The sequence below is a fragment of the Colwellia meonggei genome (assembly GCF_057537295.1).
In genome coordinates, this window is the sequence record NZ_BAAJLZ010000003.1 from 158,616 (window position 1) to 184,073 (window position 25,458).

21 protein-coding genes are annotated in these 25,458 nt (G+C 37.3%); 15 read left to right on the forward strand and 6 right to left on the reverse strand.

Annotated features, from left to right (window positions below):
* Positions 1-21: 21 nt before the first annotated feature.
* Both AC27E9_RS09215 and AC27E9_RS09220 read right to left on the reverse strand, forming a co-directional pair.
* Positions 22-753 carry an EAL domain-containing protein gene (locus AC27E9_RS09215; protein ID WP_487129438.1) on the reverse strand — a complete coding sequence of 244 codons (732 nt, stop codon included), beginning with the start codon at positions 751-753 and terminating at the stop codon, positions 22-24.
* A gap of 355 nt (positions 754-1,108) precedes the next feature.
* Entirely contained in the window at positions 1,109-1,624 is a 516-nt protein-coding gene (locus tag AC27E9_RS09220; RefSeq protein ID WP_487129440.1) for an NUDIX hydrolase, read from the reverse strand.
* Between the two features lie 275 nt (positions 1,625-1,899).
* Between AC27E9_RS09220 and AC27E9_RS09225 the strand changes: the two genes are divergently transcribed.
* Positions 1,900-2,049, forward strand: coding sequence for a hypothetical protein (locus tag AC27E9_RS09225; RefSeq protein WP_487129442.1), 150 nt, complete (start codon positions 1,900-1,902; stop codon positions 2,047-2,049).
* Between the two features lie 91 nt (positions 2,050-2,140).
* Here AC27E9_RS09225 and AC27E9_RS09230 read toward each other — a convergent pair whose 3' ends face one another.
* Positions 2,141-3,184 carry an alkene reductase gene (locus AC27E9_RS09230; RefSeq protein ID WP_487130044.1) on the reverse strand — a complete coding sequence of 348 codons (1,044 nt, stop codon included), beginning with the start codon at positions 3,182-3,184 and terminating at the stop codon, positions 2,141-2,143.
* A 128-nt stretch (positions 3,185-3,312) separates the two neighbouring features.
* On the opposite strand from AC27E9_RS09230, the gene AC27E9_RS09235 reads away from it, so the two are divergent.
* From AC27E9_RS09235 to AC27E9_RS09250, 4 genes are all read left to right on the forward strand, one after another.
* Positions 3,313-3,894 carry a TetR/AcrR family transcriptional regulator gene (locus tag AC27E9_RS09235; RefSeq protein WP_487129444.1) on the forward strand — a complete coding sequence of 194 codons (582 nt, stop codon included), beginning with the start codon at positions 3,313-3,315 and terminating at the stop codon, positions 3,892-3,894.
* 100 nt (positions 3,895-3,994) lie between these two features.
* The gene (locus tag AC27E9_RS09240) at positions 3,995-4,666 is read left to right on the forward strand and encodes an ABC transporter ATP-binding protein (RefSeq protein WP_487129446.1); all 672 of its coding nucleotides are present in this window, start codon (positions 3,995-3,997) and stop codon (positions 4,664-4,666) included.
* Positions 4,667-4,709: 43 nt separating this feature from the next.
* A complete protein-coding gene (locus tag AC27E9_RS09245; protein WP_487129448.1) occupies positions 4,710-7,115 on the forward strand; it encodes an FtsX-like permease family protein in 2,406 nt (801 codons plus the stop codon).
* Positions 7,112-8,260 carry a lipocalin-like domain-containing protein gene (locus AC27E9_RS09250; RefSeq protein ID WP_487129450.1) on the forward strand — a complete coding sequence of 383 codons (1,149 nt, stop codon included), beginning with the start codon at positions 7,112-7,114 and terminating at the stop codon, positions 8,258-8,260. The genes AC27E9_RS09245 and AC27E9_RS09250 overlap by 4 nt, the downstream gene beginning before the upstream one ends.
* Before the next feature lie 49 nt (positions 8,261-8,309).
* Here the strand turns inward: AC27E9_RS09250 and AC27E9_RS09255 are convergent, their stop codons facing one another.
* Positions 8,310-9,146: a DUF417 family protein gene (locus AC27E9_RS09255; RefSeq protein WP_487129451.1), complete on the reverse strand. Its 837-nt coding sequence runs from the start codon at positions 9,144-9,146 to the stop codon at positions 8,310-8,312.
* A 306-nt stretch (positions 9,147-9,452) separates the two neighbouring features.
* Here AC27E9_RS09255 and AC27E9_RS09260 point away from each other — a divergent pair, with 306 nt between their 5' ends.
* The 5 genes from AC27E9_RS09260 (at position 9,453) to AC27E9_RS09280 (ending at position 20,367) form a co-directional block, all read left to right on the forward strand.
* Positions 9,453-11,432: an alpha-amylase family glycosyl hydrolase gene (locus tag AC27E9_RS09260; protein WP_487129453.1), complete on the forward strand. Its 1,980-nt coding sequence runs from the start codon at positions 9,453-9,455 to the stop codon at positions 11,430-11,432.
* Positions 11,432-13,963: a glycoside hydrolase family 31 protein gene (locus tag AC27E9_RS09265; RefSeq protein WP_487129455.1), complete on the forward strand. Its 2,532-nt coding sequence runs from the start codon at positions 11,432-11,434 to the stop codon at positions 13,961-13,963. The genes AC27E9_RS09260 and AC27E9_RS09265 overlap by 1 nt, the downstream gene beginning before the upstream one ends.
* A gap of 318 nt (positions 13,964-14,281) precedes the next feature.
* Complete coding sequence (locus AC27E9_RS09270; RefSeq protein ID WP_487129456.1) at positions 14,282-15,730, forward strand: alanine/glycine:cation symporter family protein; 1,449 nt, start codon at positions 14,282-14,284, stop codon at positions 15,728-15,730.
* Positions 15,731-16,102: 372 nt separating this feature from the next.
* A complete protein-coding gene (locus tag AC27E9_RS09275) occupies positions 16,103-18,082 on the forward strand; it encodes a methyl-accepting chemotaxis protein (protein ID WP_487129458.1) in 1,980 nt (659 codons plus the stop codon).
* 83 nt (positions 18,083-18,165) lie between these two features.
* A complete protein-coding gene (locus AC27E9_RS09280) occupies positions 18,166-20,367 on the forward strand; it encodes a bifunctional diguanylate cyclase/phosphodiesterase (protein ID WP_487129460.1) in 2,202 nt (733 codons plus the stop codon).
* Positions 20,368-20,451: 84 nt separating this feature from the next.
* Here the strand turns inward: AC27E9_RS09280 and AC27E9_RS09285 are convergent, their stop codons facing one another.
* Positions 20,452-20,979 carry an Mpo1 family 2-hydroxy fatty acid dioxygenase gene (locus AC27E9_RS09285; RefSeq protein WP_487129462.1) on the reverse strand — a complete coding sequence of 176 codons (528 nt, stop codon included), beginning with the start codon at positions 20,977-20,979 and terminating at the stop codon, positions 20,452-20,454.
* Between the two features lie 188 nt (positions 20,980-21,167).
* Positions 21,168-21,887, reverse strand: a complete 720-nt coding sequence (locus AC27E9_RS09290) for an SDR family oxidoreductase (RefSeq protein ID WP_487129464.1) — start codon at positions 21,885-21,887, stop codon at positions 21,168-21,170.
* Positions 21,888-22,010: 123 nt separating this feature from the next.
* Here AC27E9_RS09290 and AC27E9_RS09295 point away from each other — a divergent pair, with 123 nt between their 5' ends.
* The 5 genes from AC27E9_RS09295 to AC27E9_RS09315 all read left to right on the forward strand — a co-directional run bounded on the left by AC27E9_RS09295 (position 22,011) and on the right by AC27E9_RS09315 (position 25,352).
* Complete coding sequence (locus AC27E9_RS09295) at positions 22,011-22,919, forward strand: LysR family transcriptional regulator (RefSeq protein ID WP_487129465.1); 909 nt, start codon at positions 22,011-22,013, stop codon at positions 22,917-22,919.
* An 88-nt stretch (positions 22,920-23,007) separates the two neighbouring features.
* On the forward strand, positions 23,008-23,352 hold the full coding sequence (locus AC27E9_RS09300; protein WP_487129467.1) for a YajD family HNH nuclease: 345 nt from the start codon (positions 23,008-23,010) through the stop codon (positions 23,350-23,352).
* 53 nt (positions 23,353-23,405) lie between these two features.
* Positions 23,406-24,356, forward strand: a complete 951-nt coding sequence (locus AC27E9_RS09305) for a DUF808 domain-containing protein (protein ID WP_487129469.1) — start codon at positions 23,406-23,408, stop codon at positions 24,354-24,356.
* A 135-nt stretch (positions 24,357-24,491) separates the two neighbouring features.
* A complete protein-coding gene (hpf, locus tag AC27E9_RS09310; protein ID WP_487129471.1) occupies positions 24,492-24,827 on the forward strand; it encodes a ribosome hibernation-promoting factor, HPF/YfiA family in 336 nt (111 codons plus the stop codon).
* Between the two features lie 234 nt (positions 24,828-25,061).
* Positions 25,062-25,352, forward strand: coding sequence for a DUF6172 family protein (locus AC27E9_RS09315; protein ID WP_487129474.1), 291 nt, complete (start codon positions 25,062-25,064; stop codon positions 25,350-25,352).
* Positions 25,353-25,458 lie beyond the last annotated feature (106 nt).

Consider the following 25,458-nt stretch of genomic DNA (forward strand, 5'->3'; position numbering starts at 1 on the left):
TTGGCTTTTTTATGTCAGTGATTAATTGAAATTAACAAACCACTTTTTAAATAAGAAACCTTGAACATAATCAACATTAATATTTCTCGCAAATATAATGTCACTGTCTGTTTCTATCCCTTCTAAAATAACTTTTTTACCAGCACTATGAGCAAAACTAATAAGTGCTCTTACTAGCAACATGAATTCTTTATTATGCTTTTGTGCAACAACATATTTATCTAGTTTGATGTAATCGACCAGTTGAATAACGGAAGTTGAAATCATCGAGAATGGATTGCAAACATCATCTATAGCAGTATTTATATTGTTACTTGCTAGTGTATCTATCATATTGAGGCTTTTGATTGCATCGTTAATTTCAGAGTTTTCAATTAACTCAACGACAATATTAGCGTTTTGATAACCTTTAAAAAGCGCTAAAAATGGATTCTCTTTATTATTTTGATTTGCAGCAAAATAAGAATCCTGATCTAAATTTACGAATATATTACTATTGGGTGGGGCATTCTTTAATTGTAGAAGTTTTTGTTGATACTCAACTTGAAAGAGAGTTAGTGGACTATCATGTAAAGCTGCATAAATAATATCAGGAGGAATATTACTATTATTTCGATCAGTAAATCTTGCTAAACATTCGTAAGCAAAAATATCTTTAGATTTTAAATCAATAATTGGTTGATATTCAACACCATAACGCTGGGCTTCAATTAGATCTATTAGATCTAGAGGGGAAATTTTTCTATTATTCATTTTTTATCACAAATAAATTATTTGTGTACTTCCTTATATATTTGAAAAAAAATCCAAATGAGAGTGATTACTATATACATTAATTAGTCGGTATAAGTGTAATGTAATCCTCTAGTTTATGGTACAGGGTGTTCTAGTGTTTAAGGTAAACCGTGTTTGAACATGAGATAATAATAGTATTATCCAATGTTCATTATTATGATTTAAAAATAAGTTTAATAGCTAATATTTATATGTTCTTCTAGTGAACTTTCAGGTTTGCATATCTATTTTCTAGCAACTTTAACAGATATTATTCTGAAAAATATGGCTAAACTGTCCAATTCTAAATAAGCTAGTCACAGCTAATTTAAAGCTACAATAACTCTTCTGTAATTAGTTTCAGTAGAAATGTTTCCCTTTCGATTGATAAGCCTTTTTTGTCACTATTACGAATAACTTCTTCGTTGTGCTGAATTGCTTGATGGATATTTTTCCAGACCGGTGTCATACCATTTTGTATTTCATGAGACTCTAATTTAGGAGCCAGTAATTCTGCGTCAATATCACAGGTATAACAATAAGAAAGCATATGCACGACATCGAAATTGTTTTTATACCAGTTACGATATTCTTCATAACAGCCGTATGCTTTAATATTTGTAACATTATGAGCGCCGGTTTCTTCACGTAATTCGCGAATAAGGCCTGATACATTATCTTCACCTTCGTCAATTCCGCCGCCCGGCAAACTGTAATCATGGTAGCGTTTAGTATAAAGCAAAAGGATCTCGTCACCTTTTAATACAATGGCTCGTGTTGCTTTACGGGTAAATTTATTATCAATATTTGCGTGTAAGTCTGGTACTTTTGTTGATTTTATTAAACGCATAGTAGGTTGTTATTATAAAGTGTTTTTCATAGGTGGGGACAAGCGTAAGTTAATTCAATAGGAATGATAGATTTGTATGCTGAACAAGTGACTGAAAGTTTTTATTTCGATACTTTATTGCTAGTTAACCCCAGTATATTGTTAATTTTATGTTTCGTTTCTTTCTTTTTATTGCGTATAAAGTTTCGTTTTGAAATTTAATTTAAAATTTATTGAGTAAAATGAAAGTTAATGTGTAATAATACAGTTGTTGTAACGTGAATTAGGAGAGCACTATGTCACATGAAGAAACTGTAAATGCAATTGAACCTAGCGAGAATGCTATGGACATGTCTAAAACGATAGAACAGCAATTAGTTGATGCCAATGACGAAATTGCAGATTTGAAAATGCAAATTGCTTGGTTAGAGCGCTCTTACGAATAAAATATAAAAATATTACTTAAAAAGGCTAAGATGAAATTATCATCTTGGCCTTTTTCTTTTTGGTGAGTGTTAACTTGGTGATATCATGTTGCTATACAAGACTTGTTAGCATTTCTTCGCTATAAGCGGTAATTTTTTCGCCGTTGCGAATTTTTTCAACATAGTCAGGGTTGGCGATGAAAGGGCGACCAATAGCAATCAAATTAAAGTTATCATTAGCTATTGCTTTACTTGCCATTTCTGCGGTGTAGCTGCCAACACCAACTAAGGTATGGTTATAATTAGCTCGTACATAGCTTGATGCCGTGCCGCCTAAATAGTCAAACTCCATAGCGTCATCAAAAATACCAATATGCAAAAATGCTAAGTGACGTTTTTCTAGTTCAGGCAGTAAAAAATCAAAAACCTCTCTGTCTTTAGCGTCGGTTGCCATATTAAAGTAGGCTCCCGGTGTTATTCGCAGCGCGGTTCTGTCACTACCAATACGCTCGATAATGGCATCTACAACAGCTAATGGAAAACGCGCCATATTCTCTGGTGTTTGGCCATATTCATCTTGTCGCTTGTTACTGTCAAAGTGCAAAAATTGGTCGATTAAATAGCCATTTGCACCATGAATTTCAACACCATCAAAACCAGCTGTAATAGCATTTTCAGCGGCTTGGGCATAATCATTAATTAAGCTTACGATATCAGTTTGCGTAACCGCTTTCGGTACCTGGTAAGTTAACTCTCGCATTCTTGGCACACTGCCTTCAACAGCAATTGCTGATGGTGCAAGAACATCGCCTTGCTCAAAAAAGTGTGGATGCGCTACTCGGCCAGTATGCCAAAGTTGAGCAAATATTTTCCCGCCATTGCCATGAACTCTACTAGTCACTTCTTTCCAGCCATCAATTTGTGCTTGAGAAAATAACCCCGGTGTATTTGGATAACCTTGACCATCAGGGCGAATGATCACAGCTTCAGAAATGATCAAGCCAGCATCAGCACGTCGGCCATAATATTCTGCCATAGCTTTTGTTGGTACTAAATTTTCGTCAGCCATACAGCGAGTTAATGGCGCCATTAATATACGATTATTCAGGGTAATTGCATTGTTTAGTGCATAGGGTTCGAATAAATTTTCGGTCATGACAATATCTCTTTCTTGAATGTTCATTCAAGATACTCTTATTTGAATGTTCGTTCAAGTATTATTTTGAACAAGCATTCAAATAAAGGTACACTAAGACTATTCGTTGGAAATCAAAACTGAAATTCATGAGAAATGCTGAATTTGATAAAGAATCTGTACTAAGAGCGGCAATGATAGCCTTTATGGATAAAGGTTATGCCAAAACTAGTATGCAAGATTTAAAGGCCGCAACAGGTTTGCATCCAGGCTCTATTTATTGTGCTTTTGAAAATAAGCGTGGGTTATTGTTAGCAGCATTGGGCCAGTATCGTGCTGACAGAGCAAAAGAATTTCAAGATTTTTTCTCTGCAACAGGTGATAAATTAACGCAATTGCAGGCTTATTTAGATCATATTGTTCAAGAGTGTATAAGTTGTGAAGCAGCGCAAGCATGTTTGTTAACTAAAGCGCTCAATGAATTAGCAGAGCAAGACACTGAAGTTCAGGATATATTAATTGAAAATTTGGCCGACTGGCAGAGTTCAATTGAAACCGTGTTTGTTACGGCAATTGAAAATAAAGAGTTAAAGAGCAAGCGCAGTGCTAAGCAATTATCCCAATTTTTTATTATGGGTATTTATGGCTTAAGAACTTATGCTCAAACCCATCCTGAGCCAGACGTGATGCGCGAATTAGCAGCGCAATTGTTTACTGATTTATCTCGATAACATCGGCTAGTAAATGATTGACCTTTAAGGATAACTTGCCTACTGTAGTATGATATTCACTAAAAAATTGCCAGTTGAAAAACTTAAGCTAAGAGGAATAGTGTTGTCATTAGAGATCCGTTCACTTAGCCATCAGATAGCTGATGGTGATCATACTCGTAATTTATTGTCTGAGCTTTCTTTATCGATTCAACAAGGTGAGTGCATTGCGTTGATGGGCGATAGTGGCAGTGGTAAAACAACACTGTTAAACCTCATTGCTGGCCTTGAACCTATTCAATCCGGAGATATTAAAGTTGCCGGCAATTCATTAGTGGATGCTTCAGATAAGCAATTAAGTCAATTACGTAAACAATATTTAGGGATAATCTTTCAGCAATTTAATTTGCTAAGTGGCTTGTCGGTAAAAGACAATATTGAATTTAGCGCTAAGTTGTCAGGTCATTTTAAAGCGGAGTATGGCAGTGAATTGGCGAAAGAACTTGGCATAGACTCTTTGCTGAACAAGTTTCCGGCAACGCTTTCAGGCGGTGAAATGCAAAGAGTGGCAATAGCTAGAGCACTTAATGCTCAACCACAGTTATTATTAGCGGACGAGCCAACAGGAAATTTAGACAATACCAACAGTGAGCATGTTGTTGAACAACTCGTAAAACTCGCTAAATCAAATAATACCGCTTTGCTTATGGTGACACATAGTAGTGAAGTAGCGCGCCGTATGGATAAAGTTTATCGTGTAGCACATGGGCGATTAACCTTGCTTACTCGCTGATATCATGAGCTATTTACCTATCAATAAGAGCATTATAAATAATGTGTCAGAGTTTTTATTAGTCGCGAAAGTTTGTCTTGCTGAATACACTAAAAAGCCATTATTGAATATTGGTTTTATTTTTAGTTTAGCAATAGCAACAAGCACCTTATTGAGCATTTTAGTTTTAAATGATGCCAGTAAACAACAATACCAAGCCGCTAATACGCGTTTAAAATCACCAATTGCTTTTAATATCGTTCCACGTTCAGGTAAATCGATATCAGTTGCTGATTTTACGGCGTTACGAGCATTAGGTTTTTCCCAAATTAACGCAGTTCACCTTTTTAAAAAAACCATAGCAAATGGTAAAAAAATTAATTTTCGCGCCTTAGATATTTTGCCTTTGGTCTTAATGTCGCCGGAAAGTTTTACCAGTGAGGTGATTAATATCAACCAAAGCTATGCAAGTAAACTCGATATTGATCTATTGTCAGGACACTCGCCAAAATTAATAACTTTAAATCAACAACGTATGGCGATAAACGTAAATCAAATTAATGATTGGGGGGCTGCTGCCCTTATCGACATTACTTTGGCATGGCAATTATTTCCTGATATTAAGGGTTTTAGCCATTTAATAGTTGGGCAGATGAGTGACAGCAAGTTAGCACAACTCACTTCGGTTTTACCTGAACATTTAGTTATTGAGCAAGTTTGGTCTATTGAAGAACGTGAAGGCTTTGCGGATGCTTTGCACCTTAATTTATCTGCATTGGCTATGTTAGGTTTTATAGTTAGTTTGTTTATTGCATTTCAAGCGGCCAATCAGGCTTGGACGAAACGAGGTGAGCTGGCAGTACAATTAAGATTACTAGGTGTAAGTCTAAATAACATTCAGGCTGCCATGTTTTGTGAAGCACTCTTTTTAACTTTATTAGCTAGTGTACTTGGCGCTGTTCTCGCTATCGCCTTGGTGTCATTTTTACTGCCTATGTTGGGGGTAACTTTAGAGCAACTATACCGGTTGCAAACCAGCGGGCAATTTCAGTGGCGCAGTGAGTATAGTGTATGGGCTTTTTTAATATCGTCTGTTGCCGTAATTGCCGCACTAATAAAACAATTTTTTGTTATTAGCGCCGACAACATAGCGCATACTGCTCGCGCCTCAGCAACTGAGTTTGGCTTCAAAAAAAATGCTGTTATGGCAATGATTTTAGTTGTTGTGCACTTATGTTGGCCCAGTGATAACTGGTTACAACTAATGCTGAAATATGGCGTGTTATTACTTGCAAGCGTTGCGATGCTGCCGATGATGCTGAGTATTTTGTTCTCGTTAATTGCTTACCCGCTGAAAACCTTTCGAATAAAGTTTATTTTAGCTGATGCTCGTCAGCAAATAGCCAGGCGATTCTTACCAATAGCGGCTTTTTATTTAGCATTGACGGCGAGCATTGCGGCTGCCTTAATGGTGCATAGCTTTCAAACTTCGTTTGAATCGTACTTAAACCAGTTATTAAGCGCAGATTTGTTTGTTCGTTTTAATGAACAGCAAAAACCAAGGTTAGCTCAACGGCTAGAGCAGACTACTCATATTGACGAGTATGTTCTATTTGAAAGTACACTTGCTAAACATCAGCAAGATACGGTTGAAGTTTATCGGTTGGCATCAAATCGTCAGCAGCAAAGCTTAGTGCTAAAGTCGGGGAGTTTTGTAGCATTTAGCATAGCGAAGGAGCTTTGTTATATTAATGAACAATTGGCTTATAAGCATGATATTTCACTTCAGCAAACAATTAATATTACTCAAAACCAAAGTTCTTTATCTTGTCGGGTGCAGGGGATTTATTATGATTATGGCAACCAAGGATTTGCTATAAAAATACCGTCTAGTCAGAAAATAACGGAATTAACAGGTTGGCGAGAAACGGGCTTTGGTGTATTTTTAGTTGACGACACCCAGTTAGTTGCGCAAACCGTTATCGATAACTTATTGTTGGATGATGAGTTGAACCTGACTCATGAACAGATTTATCAGCCAGAAGAAATTAAAACACTTGCCTTAGCTATTTTCAAACAAACCTTTTTATTGACGCAAGCCATAGCTTTTGTGTTGCTGTCTATTGCGTGTTTTGGTTTGTTTTTATCGGCAAACAGTTTAGAGCTAGCCCGAAAAGCCGATTTACATATTTTAAGTAGCTTGGGCTATAGTAGAATTGAGTTATTTATACATATGCTATCACAATGGATTTTATTAGCACTAGCGACAGTTTTACTGAGCTGGCCAATGGCAATAACGCTTGCTGATGCATTAGTTAGCTTAATTTTACCTGCTTCGTTTGGCTGGTCAATGCCATTACAATTAGATGTCATGGCTTTTTCAGTTAGTAGCTTTATTGGCATATTGTTATTGATACCAGCGCTTGCTATACCCTTATATAAGCTCAATATCAGAGCGAGTTTGACATGAGTTATCTAGCCATTAATCAAATTAGTTTTCTTAGCAGCACTGGTAAGTGCAATAAATTTTCATTGTTATTAGTCATATGGAGCCTTGTTAGTGGTTGTAATGACAACATTGAAGATAAACGCTCACCGCTAAAGAGCCTTGGCGACACAGCCGGCAACTATGAAAAGCCTTCAAAAAATAATGTTATTGATTTTCCTGATGCCCATGCCCCTAAAAAATCGTTTCAACAAGAGTGGTGGTATCTTACGGCGAACTTAACCACTGAAGATGGTGATGAATTAGCTACACAATGGACATTATTTCGTCGTAGTGTTGAAGATAAACATTGGTATTTTGCCCATGCCGCGTTGGCAGATGCTAATGAACATCAATCAGCATTTCGCAGCGCGAGAGAAGAGCTAGGTAATTTGGTTATTAACACCGAGCCTTTCACTGCGACAATAGATGATTGGCAATGGCAATCATCAAAAGCACTCTTGCCAGCAACTTTACGTTATGGTGATTTTATTGGTCTAGATGATTTTGAAGGCCAAGAACAAACATCAAAGTGGCAAGTAAAACTAAATTTAACGGCTGAACTGGATGCAACAAGTAGTAGAGGATACTTTTTACAAGGACAGCAAGGTTTTAGCCAAAAACATCATAAATTAGATATTTCCAGTCATTATTATTCTCAGCCATTTATTAATGTGAGTGGTGAGGTTTATTGGCAGAGTAAATGGCAAAAAGTCAGCGGAAAGGCATGGTTTGATAGAGAGTGGGGCTCACAAATGCTCGCGGATGACCAAGAAGGTTGGGATTGGTTTTCATTAAGACTAAATGAATATACTGCTTTAATGGTTTATCGTATTCGGTCGAATGAAAAAGATTATCTATATGGCAGTGTTATGCGCAGAGACGGCTCAATAAAAACTTTATCAAGCAGCGATATTGTTTTGCAAAATAACAGCTCAATAGCTTCAGGTGGGCGATACCCTGATTCATTTACGATTAAAATTGCTCAAGAGAGCATTGATATTGATGTGAATGTAATAAACAAAAAGCAAATTATGCGCTTTGGTATTGAATATTTCGAAGGCATGGTGTCTTTTCAAGGTAGCCACCAAGGTCAAGGCTTTTTAGAAATGACCGGTTATGAAAAGTAAATAATGACCTGATACTTTAATGTTTTGCATCAGGTCGAATTGGAACTGCTTATGTAAGCTGTTGCTGCTTATTATTACTTACTAAACTGGCAAAGATGAGTAAATTAGCAATGAACCAAAGATCTTTGATCAGAAAATGCCCGCCTGTAGAAAGCAATGTTTCACCTGATAGTGCTGCTGGCCAACTTAAGAAAAAGGTTTGGGTAACCACAAATACCGCTCCAGACATAAGTAAAGCTGGCACAAGCAATTGTTTTTTGAAAACCGCTAAAATTACTAGGGTTAAGGCGATAATATCGTAAATGCCAATTAAGTTTGAGGTAGTTTGAAGATCCCAAACGTTGTACATCCATGACATAAATGGCGAACTACTGACTAAATCTTCAATTCCCTTGGCTTCAAGTAAGGTAAATTTCATACCGCCAATCCAAAGCAAAACTAATATCACAGGAAAGGCATTTAACCAGATTGCTTTTTGTGACGATAAATAAGGCCTAGCTAAGAATAGTCCAATGGCTAATAGTGCGAAGTACTTTATAACTCCTTGTCCTGAGCCAATGGCTGGAAAACCACCTAATGAATCAATCCACATGCTGGTGCCAAGCAATGGCAGCAAAGCAACAACACTTATTGCACTAATAAATAATCCTAACTTAGCGCGTAATTCTATGTGTTTTATTGCAACAATAGACCATAAAGCAGCAATAACTAAACTAGTTCCAGCTATGCTATTAAAGACCAATTTAGGTAAAAACTCACTAATGCCATAAAAGTTGGTTGTTAAGGAAATGTGCTTATGATGGCCCATTAGTAAAATACTAATGCCGAGCAACCCCATTGAGATAGCAAGTAATGTTAATAATCCAGTGAAATGTAATTTTTTCATTTAAGTGTCTTTTAAGTCAAAATGTTAGAACGATGAATTAAAGCCAAAATGGAGCTTTGCTGTCACCTTATAAATACTGCTGCAAAAGACCCAACGAGTAGAAATAATATTTCACTGAATTATTTAATTGTCGGATTTCGGCAATAACTTGATTGTTATTAAACAAATTCAGATAAATTTTTTATGAATTCGTATGCAGTTGGCATGCTGAACATTAAATGTGTACTCTCGAAATACTATTTCTGTTGTTCCTGTTGCCGGTGTTGTTATAAAACAAGCGGGCATTTATTTTTATAGGGTTCTTAAATGCGTCGTTACCTTTCAAAATTTAACTTATCAAAACCTACGCTATCAAAAATTAGTGGCATTAAAAGCACCATGGCTTTTTTTGTTCTAGGTAGTACATTAACTGGTTGTATTATTGCTATAAAAGCACCGTCGAATAACGCTGAAATTCAATATGAAATTGAAGAAAGAGCAGTCGTTAGCTCTGATTCTGTAGTTGAAGGTAAGCCCGTGGTATATCAGGTGTTTACGAGGTTGTTTGGTAACAAAAATACAACCAATAAGCCGTGGGGCACAATTGCAGATAATGGTGTTGGTAAGTTTAATGATTTTAACGACGCCGCACTAACAGGCATTAAAGAGCTAGGTGTTACTCATGTATGGTATACCGGCGTACCGCATCATGCGTTGATTGGCGATTATACTGATTATGGTATAGCAAATGATGACCCTGATGTTGTAAAAGGGCGCGCAGGCTCGCCTTATTCAGTCAAAGATTACTACAGTGTTAACCCTGATTTAGCCGATAATCCAGCTAAACGTGTTGAAGAGTTTGAAGCGCTTATTAAGCGTACTCATAAACACGATATGAAAGTGATTATCGATATTGTGCCTAACCATGTTGCTCGCGCATATCATTCAATTGATAAACCTCAAGGCGTCAGAGACTTCGGAGCAGATGACAACAAAAATGTTGAATTCCATCGTGATAATGACTTTTACTACGTTGTTGGTCGAAACTTTACAGTGCCTAAAGCCATGCATAAATATGCGCCACTTGGTGGTGAAAATAATGACTTAGCTGATGGGGAATTTAGTGAATCACCAGCAAAATGGACCGGAAATGGTTCGCGCGCTGCACAACCGCACTTTAATGACTGGTATGAAACGGTAAAAGTTAATTACGGTGTAAAACCTGATGGTAGCTATGCTTTTACTCGTTTACCTGAATCTTATCGTTTTAAAGGTTATCAAGAGCATGCGGCATTTTGGGCTGATAAAGACGTACCGAGTTCATGGAAAAAATTCCGCGACATCACCCAATATTGGTTAGCCAAAGGCGTTGATGGTTTCCGCTATGATATGGCTGAAATGGTGCCAGTTGAATTTTGGAGTTACCTAAACTCGGCGATAAAAATGACCAATGAAGATGCTTTTTTATTAGCCGAAATTTATAACCCTAAACAATATCGAAATTATATTCAGTTAGGAAAAATGGATTACTTGTATGACAAAGTCGATTTTTATGACCGAACCAAAGATATTATGCAAGGTCATGGCAATACCGGTGATTTAGCGAATATTCAACAACGCTATAGCGACATTGAGCAACATTTATTGCACTTTCTAGAAAACCATGATGAGCAACGTATTGCCAGTGATGGTTTTGCCGGTAATGCCGAAAAAGCTAAACCTGCCATGGTAGTTTCAACTTTGATCAGTCGCTCACCTACCATGATTTATTTTGGCCAAGAAGTGGGTGAAGATGGCAGTGAAGAAACCGGTTTTGGCGACCCAACTCGTACCACGATTTTCGATTATGCAGGTGTGCCTGCACACCAACGTTGGATGAATGAAGGTAAGTTTGATGGCGGCCAATTATCGTCTTATGAGAAAAATTTACGTGATTTCTATCAACGTTTATTGAGTATTTCTGCTCAAAACATTGCAATGCAAGGGCAATATGCCAGCTTACACGAGGCTAACCGCAAAGCATTAACAGCTTATAATCATTTACAGTTTGCTTTTACGCGCTGGTCAAGCGATGAAAAACTCGTGGTTGTCAGTAATTTTGATAGTGAAAATAGTATTCAATATCAACTTGAAGTACCCACGCAGTTAATTCGTCAATGGCAGCTATCTGTTGGGGAATATCAGTTAAAAGATTTACTTTATGGCTCGACTAATACCTTAACCGTTCGTGGCGATAAAACCGCTAGTATCAGGGTGAAATTAGCACCGCTTGAGTCATTTGTTTATCAACTAAAGGCGGTTAAATAATGCTAAATAGAATGAGAATTCAACTAATTTCATCAACAATATTCAGTGTTTTTACCGCGCTATTGGTTAGCCTGTATAGTGCTCAGTCAGTTGCGAGCGATTATGTCAGCCATCAAATGCAGGGCGCAAAGTTAGTCATTACAACTAATGATGGCGCCGTTGAAATTAACGCACTTAATCCAGCAGCATTTGAAGTGCATTATCAGTTAACCGGTGCCAAGCAATTGCCATCGTTTGCCATTGATAAGCAATCTCAAAGCACGGTATTAGCGAATGCGTTAAAAAAATCACTAACGATTAAAGAGTCAGATAAACAATTAACATTCTCTACAACTGAGCTTGTTGCGCGCATTGATAAGTCACCTTTGAGAATTAGTTATCACAAGCCCTCTGGTGAGTTAATTGCCGCTGAAGAACAAGGCTTTTCCTCTAAAACACTAACAAAAGCTAATGAAGAGCAAAGTAAAGAGGCGCAAGAAACGACCTTTAACCTTGGCTTTCGCTTTAAGTTACAGCCGCAGGAGAAAATTTTAGGTGGTGGACAACGGGTATTAGGCATGGATCGTCGTGGTCAAAAAATGCCGTTATATAACCGTGCGCATTATGGCTATGAAACCCAATCAAGCCAAATGTATTACGGTTTGCCAGCAATCATGTCGAGCAATAAATACATTATAGTTTTTGACAATTCTGCCAACGGCGAGCTTGATATTGCCGCTACTGAGAAAGATATTCTACAATTTAGCGCTGTTGCAGGTCGAAGTTCATATTTAATCATGACAGGCAAGAGCTACCCTAAGTTAATTGAAAACTTAGTCGCCGTTAGTGGTAAACAGCCATTACCACCGCGTTGGAGCTTAGGTAATATTGCGAGTCGTTTTGGGTACCATAGTGAGCAAGAAGCGCGCTCTGTGGTACAAAAATATCTTGATGAAGACTTTCCGTTAGATGCCATTGTTTTTGATCTATATTGGTTTGGCGCAGATATTCAAGGCCATATGGGGAACTTGAATTGGGACAAAAAAGCATTTACAAACCCTGTTGAAATGATTAAAGACTTTAAAAGTGATGGGGTTAATACGGTGATGATAACCGAGCCGTTTATTTTAACTTCATCGAGTCAATGGCAAAGTGCAGTTGAAAACAGTGCCTTAATGAAAAATACATCAGGCGCACCAGAAACGTTTGACTTTTACTTTGGTAATACAGGTTTAGTTGATGTATTTGATAACCAGGCACAAGACTGGTTTTGGCAATACTACCAACAACTTGCAAACCAAGGTGTTGCTGGTTGGTGGGGGGACTTAGGTGAGCCTGAAGTGCATCCAGCCGATGGTTTACATAATTTTAATGGTGTAAATGTTACTGGCGATGAAGTGCATAACGCGTATGGCCATCAGTGGGCAGAAATGCTTTATCAACGTTTACGTAAATTTCAGCCTAATACACGACCATTTATTTTAATGCGCTCAGGTTTTGTTGGCTCTCAACGTTATGGCATGGTGCCTTGGACTGGCGATGTTAGTCGCAGTTGGGGCGGCTTTAAGCCACAAGTTGAACTAGCATTACAAATGAGCTTAATGGGCTTAAGCTATATTCATTCTGATTTAGGCGGCTTTGCAGGTGACGGCCCAATTGATGAAGAACTATATATTCGCTGGTTGCAATATGGTGTTTTTCAACCAGTATTTCGCCCACATGCACAAGAAAATGCTAAGCCTGAGCCAATATTTCATAGTACGAAAACCAAAGACATCTTACGTGAATACGTTAAGTTACGTTATCGTTTAATGCCTTATATCTACTCATTAAGCATAGAGAATAGCTTAACGGGTATGCCAATTATGCGTCCGATGTTTTTTGAAGATGAAAATAACTTAAGTTTAATTGATGAGAAAAACAGTTACTTCTACGGCGATTCATTGCTAGTTACACCAGTAACTGAGCAAGGTGCACGCTCAGTGGATGTTAATTTACCGTCAGGTACTTGGTTCAATTTTTGGAATAATAAGCGTTATCAAGGAAGCAAGAAAACCTCAATTGATGCCCCATTAAAGCAAACCCCTGTATTGGTGCGCGCCGGCGCGTTTATTCCTATGGTTGAAGCAGTACAATCGACCAAAGATTACAGTACTGAAAATTTAATTTTACATTATTATGCTGACTCATCGGTAACATCTTCTAGCTCGAAAATGTATAACGATGATGGCAGCGATCCTGAGTCTATTAAAAAATCGACCTTTGAAACCTTAAGTTTTGCTGCTGAGCAAAGCCAAAAGCAATTGTTGCTAACATTAACACGTAGTGGCCAGTTCGAAGCTATGCCAAAGCAACGTAATGTAATGGCAGTTATTCATAATCAAACAGTGATTAAACAAGTAATGCTTAAAGGGCGAACTATTGAATTAGCTGCTAATGAGCAGTTATTCAATACGAGTAAACAAGCCGCCTGGTATGACGAAAATACCAAACAATTAAAAGTGAAGTTTACTTGGCATCAAAATGCAGAGCTGGAAATTAAGTTGCGTTAACCTCTGAGTATTTTTATTCATTTACTCGTAGTGGCTTAATGTTTATTTAGCTATAAAAGCTTTAATATAAGTATCAAATCAATACTGAATATAAGCAATAAAATAAGGGCGTTAAGCTATATCGCTAACCCCTTATTCTATCCGTTAACTCTTATTAGTTTTTGTCTAAACTACAATTTCTCTCTATCTTATTCTATCCGTTAACTCTTATTAATTTTTTGTCTAAACTACAATTTCTCTCTATCTTATTCTATTGCACATGATAAAGTCGTTATCATTCTATTTCCCCAATTATGGCAAATAAAAGGATCGTTAAGAATGAGCTTTGAACAAATAATTTCCAGTATCAACAATGTGTTGTGGGGAGAAGGACAAGTTCTCATTTATATTTTGTTATTTGCCGGCTTTTGGTTTACTTATAAATTGAAGTTTGTGCAAATCATCAATTTTCGCCATATGTTTTCTGTGATGAAAAATAGCGCTAAAGGCGATGATAACGCCCATGGAAATTCTGGTATTAGTTCATTGCAAGCTTTGTTTATTGGTTTATCAGCACGGGTGGGTACCGGTAATTTAGCTGGCGTTGCCGTCGCTATTTCATTAGGTGGCAGTGGTGCGATATTTTGGATGTGGGTTATTGCTTTACTTGGTATGGCCACTGGCTTTGCGGAAAGCATTTTAGGGCAACTGTATAAAGTCAGTGATGATCATAAAGAATACCGTGGTGGTCCTGCTTATTATATTCAAAAGGGCCTTAACCAGCGTTGGTTAGCTATTTTATTTTCATTGTGTTTATTTTTAGGTTATGGCTTTAGTTTCAGTGCCATGCAAGCCAATACCATTGCCGATTCATTAAATCATGCTTTTAATATTCCAAGCACTTACACCGGAGCAATTGTTACCTTACTTGCCGGCGCTATCGTTTTAGGTGGTTTAAAGCGAATTGCTCGTTTTGCAGAATTAATTGTCCCCTTTATGGGCATCGCCTTTATTTTAGTAGCAGTAGCCATAACCTTAATTAATATTAGTGCTGTACCAGCAATGTTATACGACATAATAACCTCAGCCTTTGGCTTGCAAGAAGCAGGGGCTGGCATGTTAGGTGCTGCAATTAAAAATGGCATTCAACGTGGTTTATATTCTAATGAAGCGGGCGCAGGTAGTGTGCCACATGCGGCGGCTAGTGCAAGACCAGTACCGAATCACCCAGTAACGCAAGGTTATGTGCAAATGCTTGGGGTGTTTTTAGATACTATGGTGCTATGTACTTGTACCGCTGTGATAATTCTATTGGCAGACATTAACTTTACTGGTGAAATGGAAGGTATTCGCCTAACACAAAATGCTATTACTCATCATCTAGGTGAAAGCGGTGTTTACTTTGTTTCTGCAGCTATTAGTTTGTTCGCCTTTACCTCAGTTGTTGCCAATTACGCTTATGCAGAAAGTAATTTACACTTTTTTAAACTTGATAATAAGTTTGGGCGCACACTCTATACGGTAATGTATTTAGCTATGGTTTTTTGGGGCTCAGGTGCAACTTTAACGCAAGTTTGGAGTATGGCTGATGTTGCTCTGGGTTTGATGACCTTAGTTAACGTTATTGCAATCGTGCAACTTACTCCAACAATTGTAGCATTAACGCAGGATTATAACGCCAAGCGCAAAGGTCAAAATGTTAGCAATGAAGATATGGCGTTTAATTCTGACGATATTCAATTTCAGGGGCGACTTGAAAGAGGAATTTGGCGTAAGTCTTCTCAATAATTAAACCTCAATTAAATCTTAACTAAATCTTGATTAAAGCAATGTTCTATGAATTTTTACGGCATTGCTTCCATTTTTTGTCACCTTAAACCTGTCACGATTTTTATTTACCTTAATTGTGTATTTTTACAAATAACGACTAGACTAATTGCTTATAGAAAGGCAAAAGAAACCTTCTATAATAATGATAACTATTAACATTTTAGCTTTTCTTAACATAATTGATTTGTGTCAAAAATCAAACCATGGTGGACGTGGTACAGTGCCGTCAATTCCCGAGCAACAAAACCATATTACCCACCTGTTGTTGATTTGTTTCTTTACGCGCAATTTTGAAGCAAGCTTAAATTACTTTTATGAAAAGGATATGTAGTGACGTTTTCTGACATCTCATTTAAAAATAAAATATTTATAATACTGGCCTTACCAATCGCTGGTTTTTTATGGTTAAGCATACTAACACTAAAGCAAAACTATTTAGTAAGTACAGACATTGAAAAACTATCTCAGTTAACCCAACTATCGATTACTTACAGTGAACTCGTGCATGAGTTACAAAAAGAACGAGGTGCAACTGCGGGCTTTTTAGGCTCAAAAGGTGCTAAATTTACCAATGAATTAAAACAGCAGCGCTTAAACATCGATACTAAAATACAAGAGAGAAATGAGTTTTTAGCGGAGAGTGATTTTCAGCAACAGTCTATTGCGCGATTAAATCAAGATATCGCGAATGACCTTGCTCGTTTAAACGACATACGTGTGCAAGTAAACAATTTAACTATTCCTGCCAAGCAAGCTATTGGGTTCTATACCAGCCTTAATGGTAAGTTACTCTCTGTCTCTAGTCTAATCGCCGATTTAAGTACTAATGCAAGTATCACTAAGCAAACCATAGCTTATTACAACTTTTTACAAGGGAAAGAGCGAGCAGGTATTGAAAGGGCAGTAATGAGTAATACCTTTGCCGCAGATAAATTTTCTGAAGGAAGTTTTGTTAAGTTTGTTGCCTTAGTCACCCAGCAGGCTACGTATCTCGATAATTTTCTTACTCTAGCGACAGCAGATAATGCTTCATATTACCAGGAGCAAATTGCCCATCCTGCGATAAAAGAAGTATCGAAAATGCGAACGATTGCTGAAAGTAACATGTCAGGTTTTGGTGTTGATGCCGTGCATTGGTTTCAACAGGCGACACTGCGTATTGGACAATTGAAAAAAGTTGAGAATCAGGTGGCTGAACACTTGTTGTTATTAGCGAAAAATGAAGCTGATGGCGCTGCTCATATTTTGCTTCTCGATTTAATTCTTACTGTCATATTATTAGTCGCTGTAATTGTTATTAGCGCGATTTCAATTAAAGATTTAACAGCGCGAGTAAGTGAATTAACCTTTGTTATGGAGAAGGTTAGAGACGACAACGATTTAACAGTACGGACAAAATTACAAGGAAAAAGTGAACTTGGGCAAATATCACATGCATTAAATTTAACATTAGAGAAGTTTTCACAAACTATTAATGAAATATCTAATTCAAGCTTAATGTTATCTGCTGCTGCAGAGGAAACGTCAACCACCTGTGAATACAATGCTTCAACTATGTCAGAGCAACAGCAAGGCATTGTAACTATTGCGGCAGCAGTTGAAGAGCTTTCGGCGACAGTTAAAGAAGTAGCGGGCAATACGCAACTTACTGCTGATTCGGCGAAAGAAGCTAATGAACAAGCAAATAATGGCCTTGCTGTTGTGCAGTTGTCTTATCATTCAATTGAGGTGTTATCACAAGAGATTGATAGTTTAGCGAAACAAATTAATAGCTTGCATGAAAGCAGTAGTAATATTACTAAAGTTGTCGATGTGATTAAATCGGTTGCAGAGCAAACAAATTTGCTTGCTTTAAATGCTGCTATTGAAGCGGCGAGAGCAGGTGAGCAAGGGCGCGGTTTTGCTGTGGTTGCAGATGAAGTTAGAACTCTTGCGCAAAGAACTCAAGAGTCAACGTCGGAAATTGAATCTTTTATTGGCTCACTACAAGCTGATGCAAATGCAGCCCATCAAGTTATTGAGGATAGCCAAAACAAAGCCGGTGTTGCCGTTGAGAATTCAAAAAATGTTGAGCATTCATTAGAAGGCATCACCGAGGCTGTTAAGCAAATTTTCTCTATGTCAGAGCAAGTTGCGGCCGCTATCGAAGAGCAATCAGTGGTAACACAAGATGTCGCGCAAAATATTGTTACTATTGAACAAAAATCTGAAGAAACGACTACTGGAGCAAGTCAAATTGCTACTACGGCAAAGGAACAGGCGCAGCTAGCGGTTTCAATGCAAGATTTAGCGAGTCGTTTTCAAGTTTAGTTTATGAAATATGCGCATAGACTATGGAAGTCCGTGCGTAGCAATAATTTATTACTGCGTTAGCGTTATGGAAAAAGAGTTCAATGCTGTGTACAAGCAATAAAAATAAATTAGTTATGAGCTTTCTCGCTTTATTACTAATGGGGCTGCTCGCATCAACATTTGTTGCTTATCTGCATGTAAAAAGTCGTATTGAATTAGCTATTCAAACTGAAATCAAGTTGAAGGCTAACTTTGTTGTTGCGGAAGTGAGTCATTGGACTGGCAATATTGCTAAGCAAGTGGATAGTTTTACCAGGTACCTTGAAGAGCATCAATTAAATATCGAACAGCATCATACCTTTGAAGAGTTTCTTCAGTGGCACCCTTATGAAAAAGGATTGCAGTATCTAGGTTATGTTGTTGATAGTAATGGTTATTACAGTGTAGATAATTGGCAAGTTCCAACCGATTATGATGCAAGAATGCGAAGCTGGTATCAAGAGGGGAAAGCAGCTAATAAAACCATATTTGGTAAGCCTTATATTGGAATTGAAAATAAAGAAAAAGCCTGGATGGCGATTACCTCACCGATAAGAGCACAAGGTAAGTTTGTTGGTTTAGCATCTGCTCATGTGACGTTTGACTATTTACTGTCGGTATTACGCAGTATTGACATGGATATGGCGGGTAAAGCATTTTTAGTTGATCATCAAGGCAACATTATTTTGTCTGATTTACAACTCGGTAAGAATATTTGGCCGCAACAAATGCAAGCTTTATTTCGTGAAAATAATGTTGAAGGCATTTTACCTAAGCTTGATTCTTCGCCCTATACTTTTTACGCCACTAAAGCAATCGCTAGGCTTAATAATCATATTGTTTTTGCTATACCTAATAAAGTTATAGCTAAAGAGATTTACCAAGGCACTTTAACCCTATTAGCAAAGTTTCTAGTCATTTTTATTTTGGTGATGATTGCATTGTACTTCTCTAACCGACATTTACTTGCACCACTTTTTGACTACCTTGAGCTAGATAGCGTGACATTATTACCTAGCAAAAAGCATTTTAAACAGCAGGTTGAGCAGCAATTTCTAGTAGCGGAAAATGAAGGCCATCTGTTAATTATAAATATGGAAAACTTTAACCGTATAACAGCGTCCTATCCTGCAGCTTACGTGAGCTTGTTGCAAAATAAAATAAAAGATCGAATACAAAATCAATTAACAGAGCGGTCGTTATTAGGGAATTTTTCTGAAAGTCGCTATATTGCCTATTATCAGTTGGATGACCAAAATAATAGTGAGATGCTAAAACAGTTAACGCTTGCGCTAGCTGAGCCATATGAAATTGCAGGTGGCGAAATTTACTGTAATTTCCGTGTCGGTGCTAGTAACTTCCCTGAGCATGGTCAAAATATTGAAACGTTAATAGATAATGCTTTCTCTGCTTTAGGTAGCGTCAGCCGTAAACATAGTAATACTTACAGTATTTTTACCGTAAAGCTTAACGAAGAGTTTAGCGACGCCCAGCAGGTACATAATGCCATGAAAAAGGGCTTGAGTGCTTCCACGCCTGAATTTAATATGGTTTATCAACCTCAAGTTGATGCTGCTACAGGCAAAGTTTTTGCTGTTGAAGCACTGGTACGTTGGCACTCTCAGTCTCTTAATCGTATGGTATCTCCAGCCGAGTTTATTCCGGTTGCTGAAAGTAATGGGCTAATGATTTTGTTAGGCGATGTTATTATTCGGCAAGTTTTTCGACAAATAGCTATTTGGAACCAGCAGCATTTAAAATTGCCCTTAGTTAGTATCAATATTTCACCTCAGCAGCTCTTAGCCACTGGGTTTTATAATAATTTACTAATAAATATTGAGCATTTTAATATTTCGCCATTACAAGTTGAGTTAGAAATTACTGAAACTTGTTTATTAGATAATCCAAAAGAAACAATTGCATTACTATACAAGTTGAGCCAGCAAGGCTTTTCTATTGCTATTGATGATTTTGGTACCGGTTATTCATCTCTTGAGTATTTAAATTCAATGCCATTACACAAATTGAAAATTGATCGAACATTTATTGTTGATTTAGATAAAAAAGAAAAAAGTGCAATCTTAGTAAAAACCATCATTGCTATGGCAAATAATCTTAATTTGTCAGTGCTCGCAGAAGGGGTAGAAACTGATGAAGAAGCTGAAACTTTAGCCAACTTAGGCTGTAATAAAATACAAGGGTATTTATATTCAAAGCCTTTGACAGCTAAAGACTTAGAACTTTATATTGCTGCGGCGAATTGATAACTTATCCAAGAGAAAGTCGCGGGTTAGACAATGCATTTGTACTAACCCAATTAGAGCTCCGTTAACAACTTATTGCTGTATTTACTTAGCACGTTCAATCAAACGACGCTTTTCAATTGCCATAGGGGTAATGTCGTTATTGAGTTTTTTCTCTAAACCACAGGCAAAATAAACTTCTGCCATTAAAAACAATGGTCCTATCACCAGCCCCATAATATCATCAAAAAAAGCGGGTTTTGCTTTCTCATAAATGTGGCCAATAAATTGAATTACCCAACCAATAACAAAAGTCGCAATAGCTATCCATAAGGCGTTGGGCATATGCGAGATTAAGCTTGCTAAGTAAATATTGGCGGCAACATATATCAGCATGCCAAGTGCAAGCTTAGTATGTAGCTTAAAGTAGTAAAGCAAGGCAAGGGTAAATACCACCATAGCCGGTGTAATAGTAATTAAGTTATTGGTAATGGTTATAGAAAAGCTATGCAAACTTAATAAAACAGTAATTGCCCAAACAATCAATGGGATGCCAATAAAATGAGTCTTTAAATTACTTTTATTAAAATGAACACTTTTGTAGTTTGATAATTGAACTTCGACTGTTTTCATGACAGTTCCTCATTATAATTATCATATTATAATGGCAACTTATTTTATTGATGTAAAGAGAGCAGACCAGATGAAGAGGTGTGGAATGCTTAGCTTGAACTAATGTTTGTTGGCGTGGGTTAAGTAGTTAAACAATTGATATTTGCTAAGGCAAATATCAATTGTATTATTTGAAAAATAAGTTTGTATTAAGGTTGTTGGCGTGTAGCGGCAATAACAATCTCACGAATACAAACATTTTGTGGTTGGTTATAGGCGAAGGTAATAGTGTTGGCGATATCATCAGCGCTGATCACACCTCCCATACTATCTTTCCATGATTCATAACCGGCTTTTATGTCGTCAGACATAGTATGAGAGAGCAGTTCAGTTTCAACCGCGCCAGGGGCGATAGTGATCACGCGAACATTGCTGTCGGCAACTTCTTCACGAACATTTTCTGTAATGGCATGTACAGCGAATTTAGTGCCGCAATATGCGGCATGATCGCCAAAAGTTTTACGGCCAGCAATAGAGCTAATATTAATAACAGTACCGCTATTTCTTGCTTTCATTGGTGCTAATACCGCTTGCATGCCATTTAGTAAGCCAAGTACGTTAACATCGAACATGGTTTTAAATTCGCTGGCTGCTTGGTTGTCAACCTGTCCAAGTAGCATAACGCCAGCGTTATTAACTAAACAATCTACGGGGCCAAATTGTGCTTCAGCTTTTGCAATCGCTGAATCAAAACCGGCTTTATCAGTAATATCTACTTTTTCACATAAGCAATTAGGTAAATTCATCGCTGTCAGATTTTCGACGCGTCGTGCAACTAATAATAATGGGTGGCCTAAGGTGCTAAAGTGCTGGGCAATGGCTTTACCGATACCTGAACTTGCACCTGTAACTACAATTAATTTCTTCATAATAATATTCTCTTTTGTCGCAGTGTTTAATTGAGGTGTATATTAAAGAAAGATTGTTTGTTGATATATGTGCTTAATGTAATATCATTGTTTCCTTGTGGCTTCTAATTGAGTGGAGGATTGATGACAAATAATCAAATTAACTTAGCTGATGTTCGTGCATTTGTTGTTATTGCGAAGGCAAAGAGTTTTACCTTAGCGGCAGAGCAATTATCGTGCTCTCGCTCTCATATTTCAAAACAGTTGCTTAGTCTTGAGCAAGCACTGGGTGTTAAACTGATCATTCGTACAACGAGAAGCCAGCGCTTAACTGAACAAGGAAAGTTATTTTTTGAAAAGAGCTTTAGAGCATTAGATGAAATTGACGCTGCGGTTGAAAAAGTACTTGATAGTAGTGACAGTATTCAAGGAACAATAAAGATTAACTGTGTTGGTGGGGTTATTGGCGAAAATATTGTGACGACATTAGTTAACGACTTTATTAGCCAGCATCCTAAGATTAATATTACCTTAGATTTTAGTAGTCAACGTGTTGACTTGATCTCAGGTGAATTTGACTTAGTGTTCCGTATGGGACATTTAGCAGATTCAAACTTAGTTGCTCGTAAATTAACTGACATAGCAGTAAGCACTGTCGCTAGCCCTGACTATATAAGTCGTCATGGCGCTTTGTCTCACCCACAAGATTTACATCAGCATGCTTGTATTACTGGCTCCGTCAAGCAATGGCAATTTCATCATAAACAGCACTCGAATGAACAACTTGATGTAATGGTTACGGGCCAAATTCAATGTAAAAATGGTCGTACTATGATGGCGAGTGCATTAGCAGGCAACGGCATTATCCGAGTACCCAACTTGTATTGTCGCGAGGATCTTAAGGCTGGGACATTAGTTAATGTTTTTGATGATTGGCGAGTGAGTTCAACGCCACTATATTTGGTTTATGCTAAAGACAAATTTCAACCGGCCCGGTTAAAGTCGATAATAGAGTTTATTACCACTAACTTTACACATTATATTGATAAATAAATGGAAAAGCATATTAACTGTATAGATATTGCAGTTGGTTATCCTAGCCCATACAATAGCGCGATTACTCATTGAAAAAGTTGCAGCTATGTCATCTGATAGATTTGGTACAAGTGCCAATTATAAACGTCAAGAGCAAGGTTATCGTGACCGTGCGTTAAAGTTATTTCCTTGGGTTTGTGGACGTTGTGCTCGTGCATTCGAATACTCAAACATTAAAGAGTTAACTGTTCATCATATTGACCACGACCATACTAACAACCCAAATGATGGTAGTAACTGGGAATTGTTATGTATTTATTGTCACGACAACGAACATGCTAAATATACGGATCACGCCAATTATCAAACAGAAGTAAAGGCTGGTGATACGAACCAAGATACAGCAACTTACAACCCGTTTGCTGATTTAAAATCGATGTTGAAAAAGTAGTATCTAAAACCATACCTTTAAAAATTTTATCAAGCACAGTAAAGGAGTTAAGTGTGGCAGGTTCAAGTTTATTAACTTTAATTGATGATATCGCAGCAATATTAGATGATGTTGCTATTTTATCAAAAGTAGCAGCTAAAAAAACCGCGGGTGTGCTGGGAGATGATTTAGCGTTAAATGCCGAGCAGGTTTCTGGCGTCAAGGCTGATAGAGAGTTGCCGGTTGTTTGGGCGGTAGCTAAAGGTTCATTTCTTAATAAGTTAATTCTTGTGCCTGCTGCGTTGTTGATCAGCGCATTTGCGCCGCCGTTGATTACCATTTTAATGGTTATTGGTGGTTTATTTCTTTGCTTTGAAGGCTTTGAGAAAGTTTTTCATAAATTGCTACATGAAAAAGAAGCTATTGCACAAGAGCATGAAAAATTACGTCAGGCGTTGGCAGATGAAAATGTTGATATTGTTGCCTTGGAAAAACAAAAAATTAAAGGTGCAATTCGTACTGACTTCATATTGTCAGCTGAGATTATTGTCATTGTACTTGGTTCCGTTAAAGAAGCTGCATTTGAAACGCAAGTCATGGTTGTTTCTTCCTTAGCTATAGCCATTACCATAGGTGTTTATGGATTAGTAGCTGCCATTGTTAAACTTGATGATTTAGGACTCTATTGCTTGCGTAAGTCGGTTTCAGGTCGTTTTAATGCGCTGCAGCGGACAGTAGGTCGTAGCTTACTTATTTTTGCGCCAATGTTAATGAAACTATTAACCATTGTCGGCACTCTTGCCATGTTTTTGGTTGGCGGCGGTATTATCGTACATAGCTTTAGTTGGCTTGCTGATAAGTTTCGTCAATTTGAATCTTGGGCAAGTAGTTATATTGCTGGTTTAGCGGACACTGTATTGCCTATTTTGTTAGATGGAATTACTGGTGTCATTGCTGGTGGTGTTGTTTTGTTGCTTGTTAGCTTGTTGTCACGTTTAAAAAACGAACAAGTTGAACATTCGTAAAATTATTTATAAGTTGATTTAAAACAATGTTTTCAATCAACTAGCGAATTAATTACAAATTTTCGCATATTAGCTATTGTTTTTTGTTGTCTTCGCCCTGAGTATATAATTGAAGACAACAAAAAAGGTATCAATATGAAAATAATCATTTCCGGACATCACGTTGAAATCACCGAAGGCATTAGCCAATCAGTAGAAAGTAAATTTGCCAAAGTTGCTAAACATTTCCCAAGCCTAATGACATTAGATGTTATTATTACCGTTGAACCAAACGAACAAAAACTTGAAGTTTCCACTACTTATGAGGGTGCGACCGTATCAGTTAATGCTGCTGACAAAGAATTATATGCTGCAATCGCAAGTGCTGCGAGTAAATTAGAATCTGCCTTATCACACCGAAAAGGCGTACTGTCTGCTAAGCAAAAGAAAAAGTATGAAGTTGAACAGTCAAACGCATTTGAAAGCGCTTAAAAGTTCACTCCTTAAGTTATAAAGAAAAGAGGCCGTTTACGGCCTTTTTTACATTTAAACTTTAGAGATTAATAATTCTCTTTCCGACTAGCAACCAGTTGCTTAAATGTATCTTAATATCGAACCTTGTTAGGTATTAATGGCTATTAGATGCATGTTCTCGTAAAATACATCAATGGCTTAATATGAAGAATAGGCCGTATAAATGTTATTTTTAATAGTCCAAGGAATCCCATGAAAAAAACGTTCGAGTTAACACACCCAAAAATTAAAGTAGCCAGAATGGTTGAAGCGGTGAAGCACGAAGTTAAAAAGTATTTAAAACGCGAGCGTAATAAAACTTTACCAGAAGGTGCTGATTACTGGGATTTCGATTGTAAAATTGGTTCATCACAGCAAACCGCTGATGTTATTCATGTTTCTACAATCAATAAAGAAATTGATGTTATGGAAGCTAATGGCGCTTCTTCATTTTATTTAGAAATTTTGGTTAAGCCAGCAATCCGCCAATTTGAAGAAAGATAGTTTAGCTAGACATTTTACCTGCCGACTAGGATAAATATGATTCCTAGTCGGGCAAGTATGAAGGTTAGTTTGTACCGACTTTTTAATGCGGTTAAGTTTGATACTT

Bases quoted from the DNA above. Each gene is read 5' to 3' on its own strand.
- AC27E9_RS09215 (WP_487129438.1), bottom strand. From the start codon at position 753: ATGAATAATAGAAAAATTTCCCCTCTAGATCTAATAGATCTAATTGAA.
- AC27E9_RS09220 (WP_487129440.1), bottom strand. From the start codon at position 1,624: ATGCGTTTAATAAAATCAACAAAAGTACCAGACTTACACGCAAATATT.
- AC27E9_RS09225 (WP_487129442.1), top strand. From the start codon at position 1,900: ATGTCACATGAAGAAACTGTAAATGCAATTGAACCTAGCGAGAATGCT.
- AC27E9_RS09230 (WP_487130044.1), bottom strand. From the start codon at position 3,184: ATGACCGAAAATTTATTCGAACCCTATGCACTAAACAATGCAATTACC.
- AC27E9_RS09235 (WP_487129444.1), top strand. From the start codon at position 3,313: ATGAGAAATGCTGAATTTGATAAAGAATCTGTACTAAGAGCGGCAATG.
- AC27E9_RS09250 (WP_487129450.1), top strand. From the start codon at position 7,112: ATGAGTTATCTAGCCATTAATCAAATTAGTTTTCTTAGCAGCACTGGT.
- AC27E9_RS09255 (WP_487129451.1), bottom strand. From the start codon at position 9,146: ATGAAAAAATTACATTTCACTGGATTATTAACATTACTTGCTATCTCA.
- AC27E9_RS09260 (WP_487129453.1), top strand. From the start codon at position 9,453: ATGCGTCGTTACCTTTCAAAATTTAACTTATCAAAACCTACGCTATCA.
- AC27E9_RS09265 (WP_487129455.1), top strand. From the start codon at position 11,432: ATGCTAAATAGAATGAGAATTCAACTAATTTCATCAACAATATTCAGT.
- AC27E9_RS09270 (WP_487129456.1), top strand. From the start codon at position 14,282: ATGAGCTTTGAACAAATAATTTCCAGTATCAACAATGTGTTGTGGGGA.
- AC27E9_RS09280 (WP_487129460.1), top strand. From the start codon at position 18,166: ATGCTGTGTACAAGCAATAAAAATAAATTAGTTATGAGCTTTCTCGCT.
- AC27E9_RS09285 (WP_487129462.1), bottom strand. From the start codon at position 20,979: ATGAAAACAGTCGAAGTTCAATTATCAAACTACAAAAGTGTTCATTTT.
- AC27E9_RS09290 (WP_487129464.1), bottom strand. From the start codon at position 21,887: ATGAAGAAATTAATTGTAGTTACAGGTGCAAGTTCAGGTATCGGTAAA.
- AC27E9_RS09295 (WP_487129465.1), top strand. From the start codon at position 22,011: ATGACAAATAATCAAATTAACTTAGCTGATGTTCGTGCATTTGTTGTT.
- AC27E9_RS09300 (WP_487129467.1), top strand. From the start codon at position 23,008: ATGTCATCTGATAGATTTGGTACAAGTGCCAATTATAAACGTCAAGAG.
- hpf (WP_487129471.1), top strand. From the start codon at position 24,492: ATGAAAATAATCATTTCCGGACATCACGTTGAAATCACCGAAGGCATT.
- AC27E9_RS09315 (WP_487129474.1), top strand. From the start codon at position 25,062: ATGAAAAAAACGTTCGAGTTAACACACCCAAAAATTAAAGTAGCCAGA.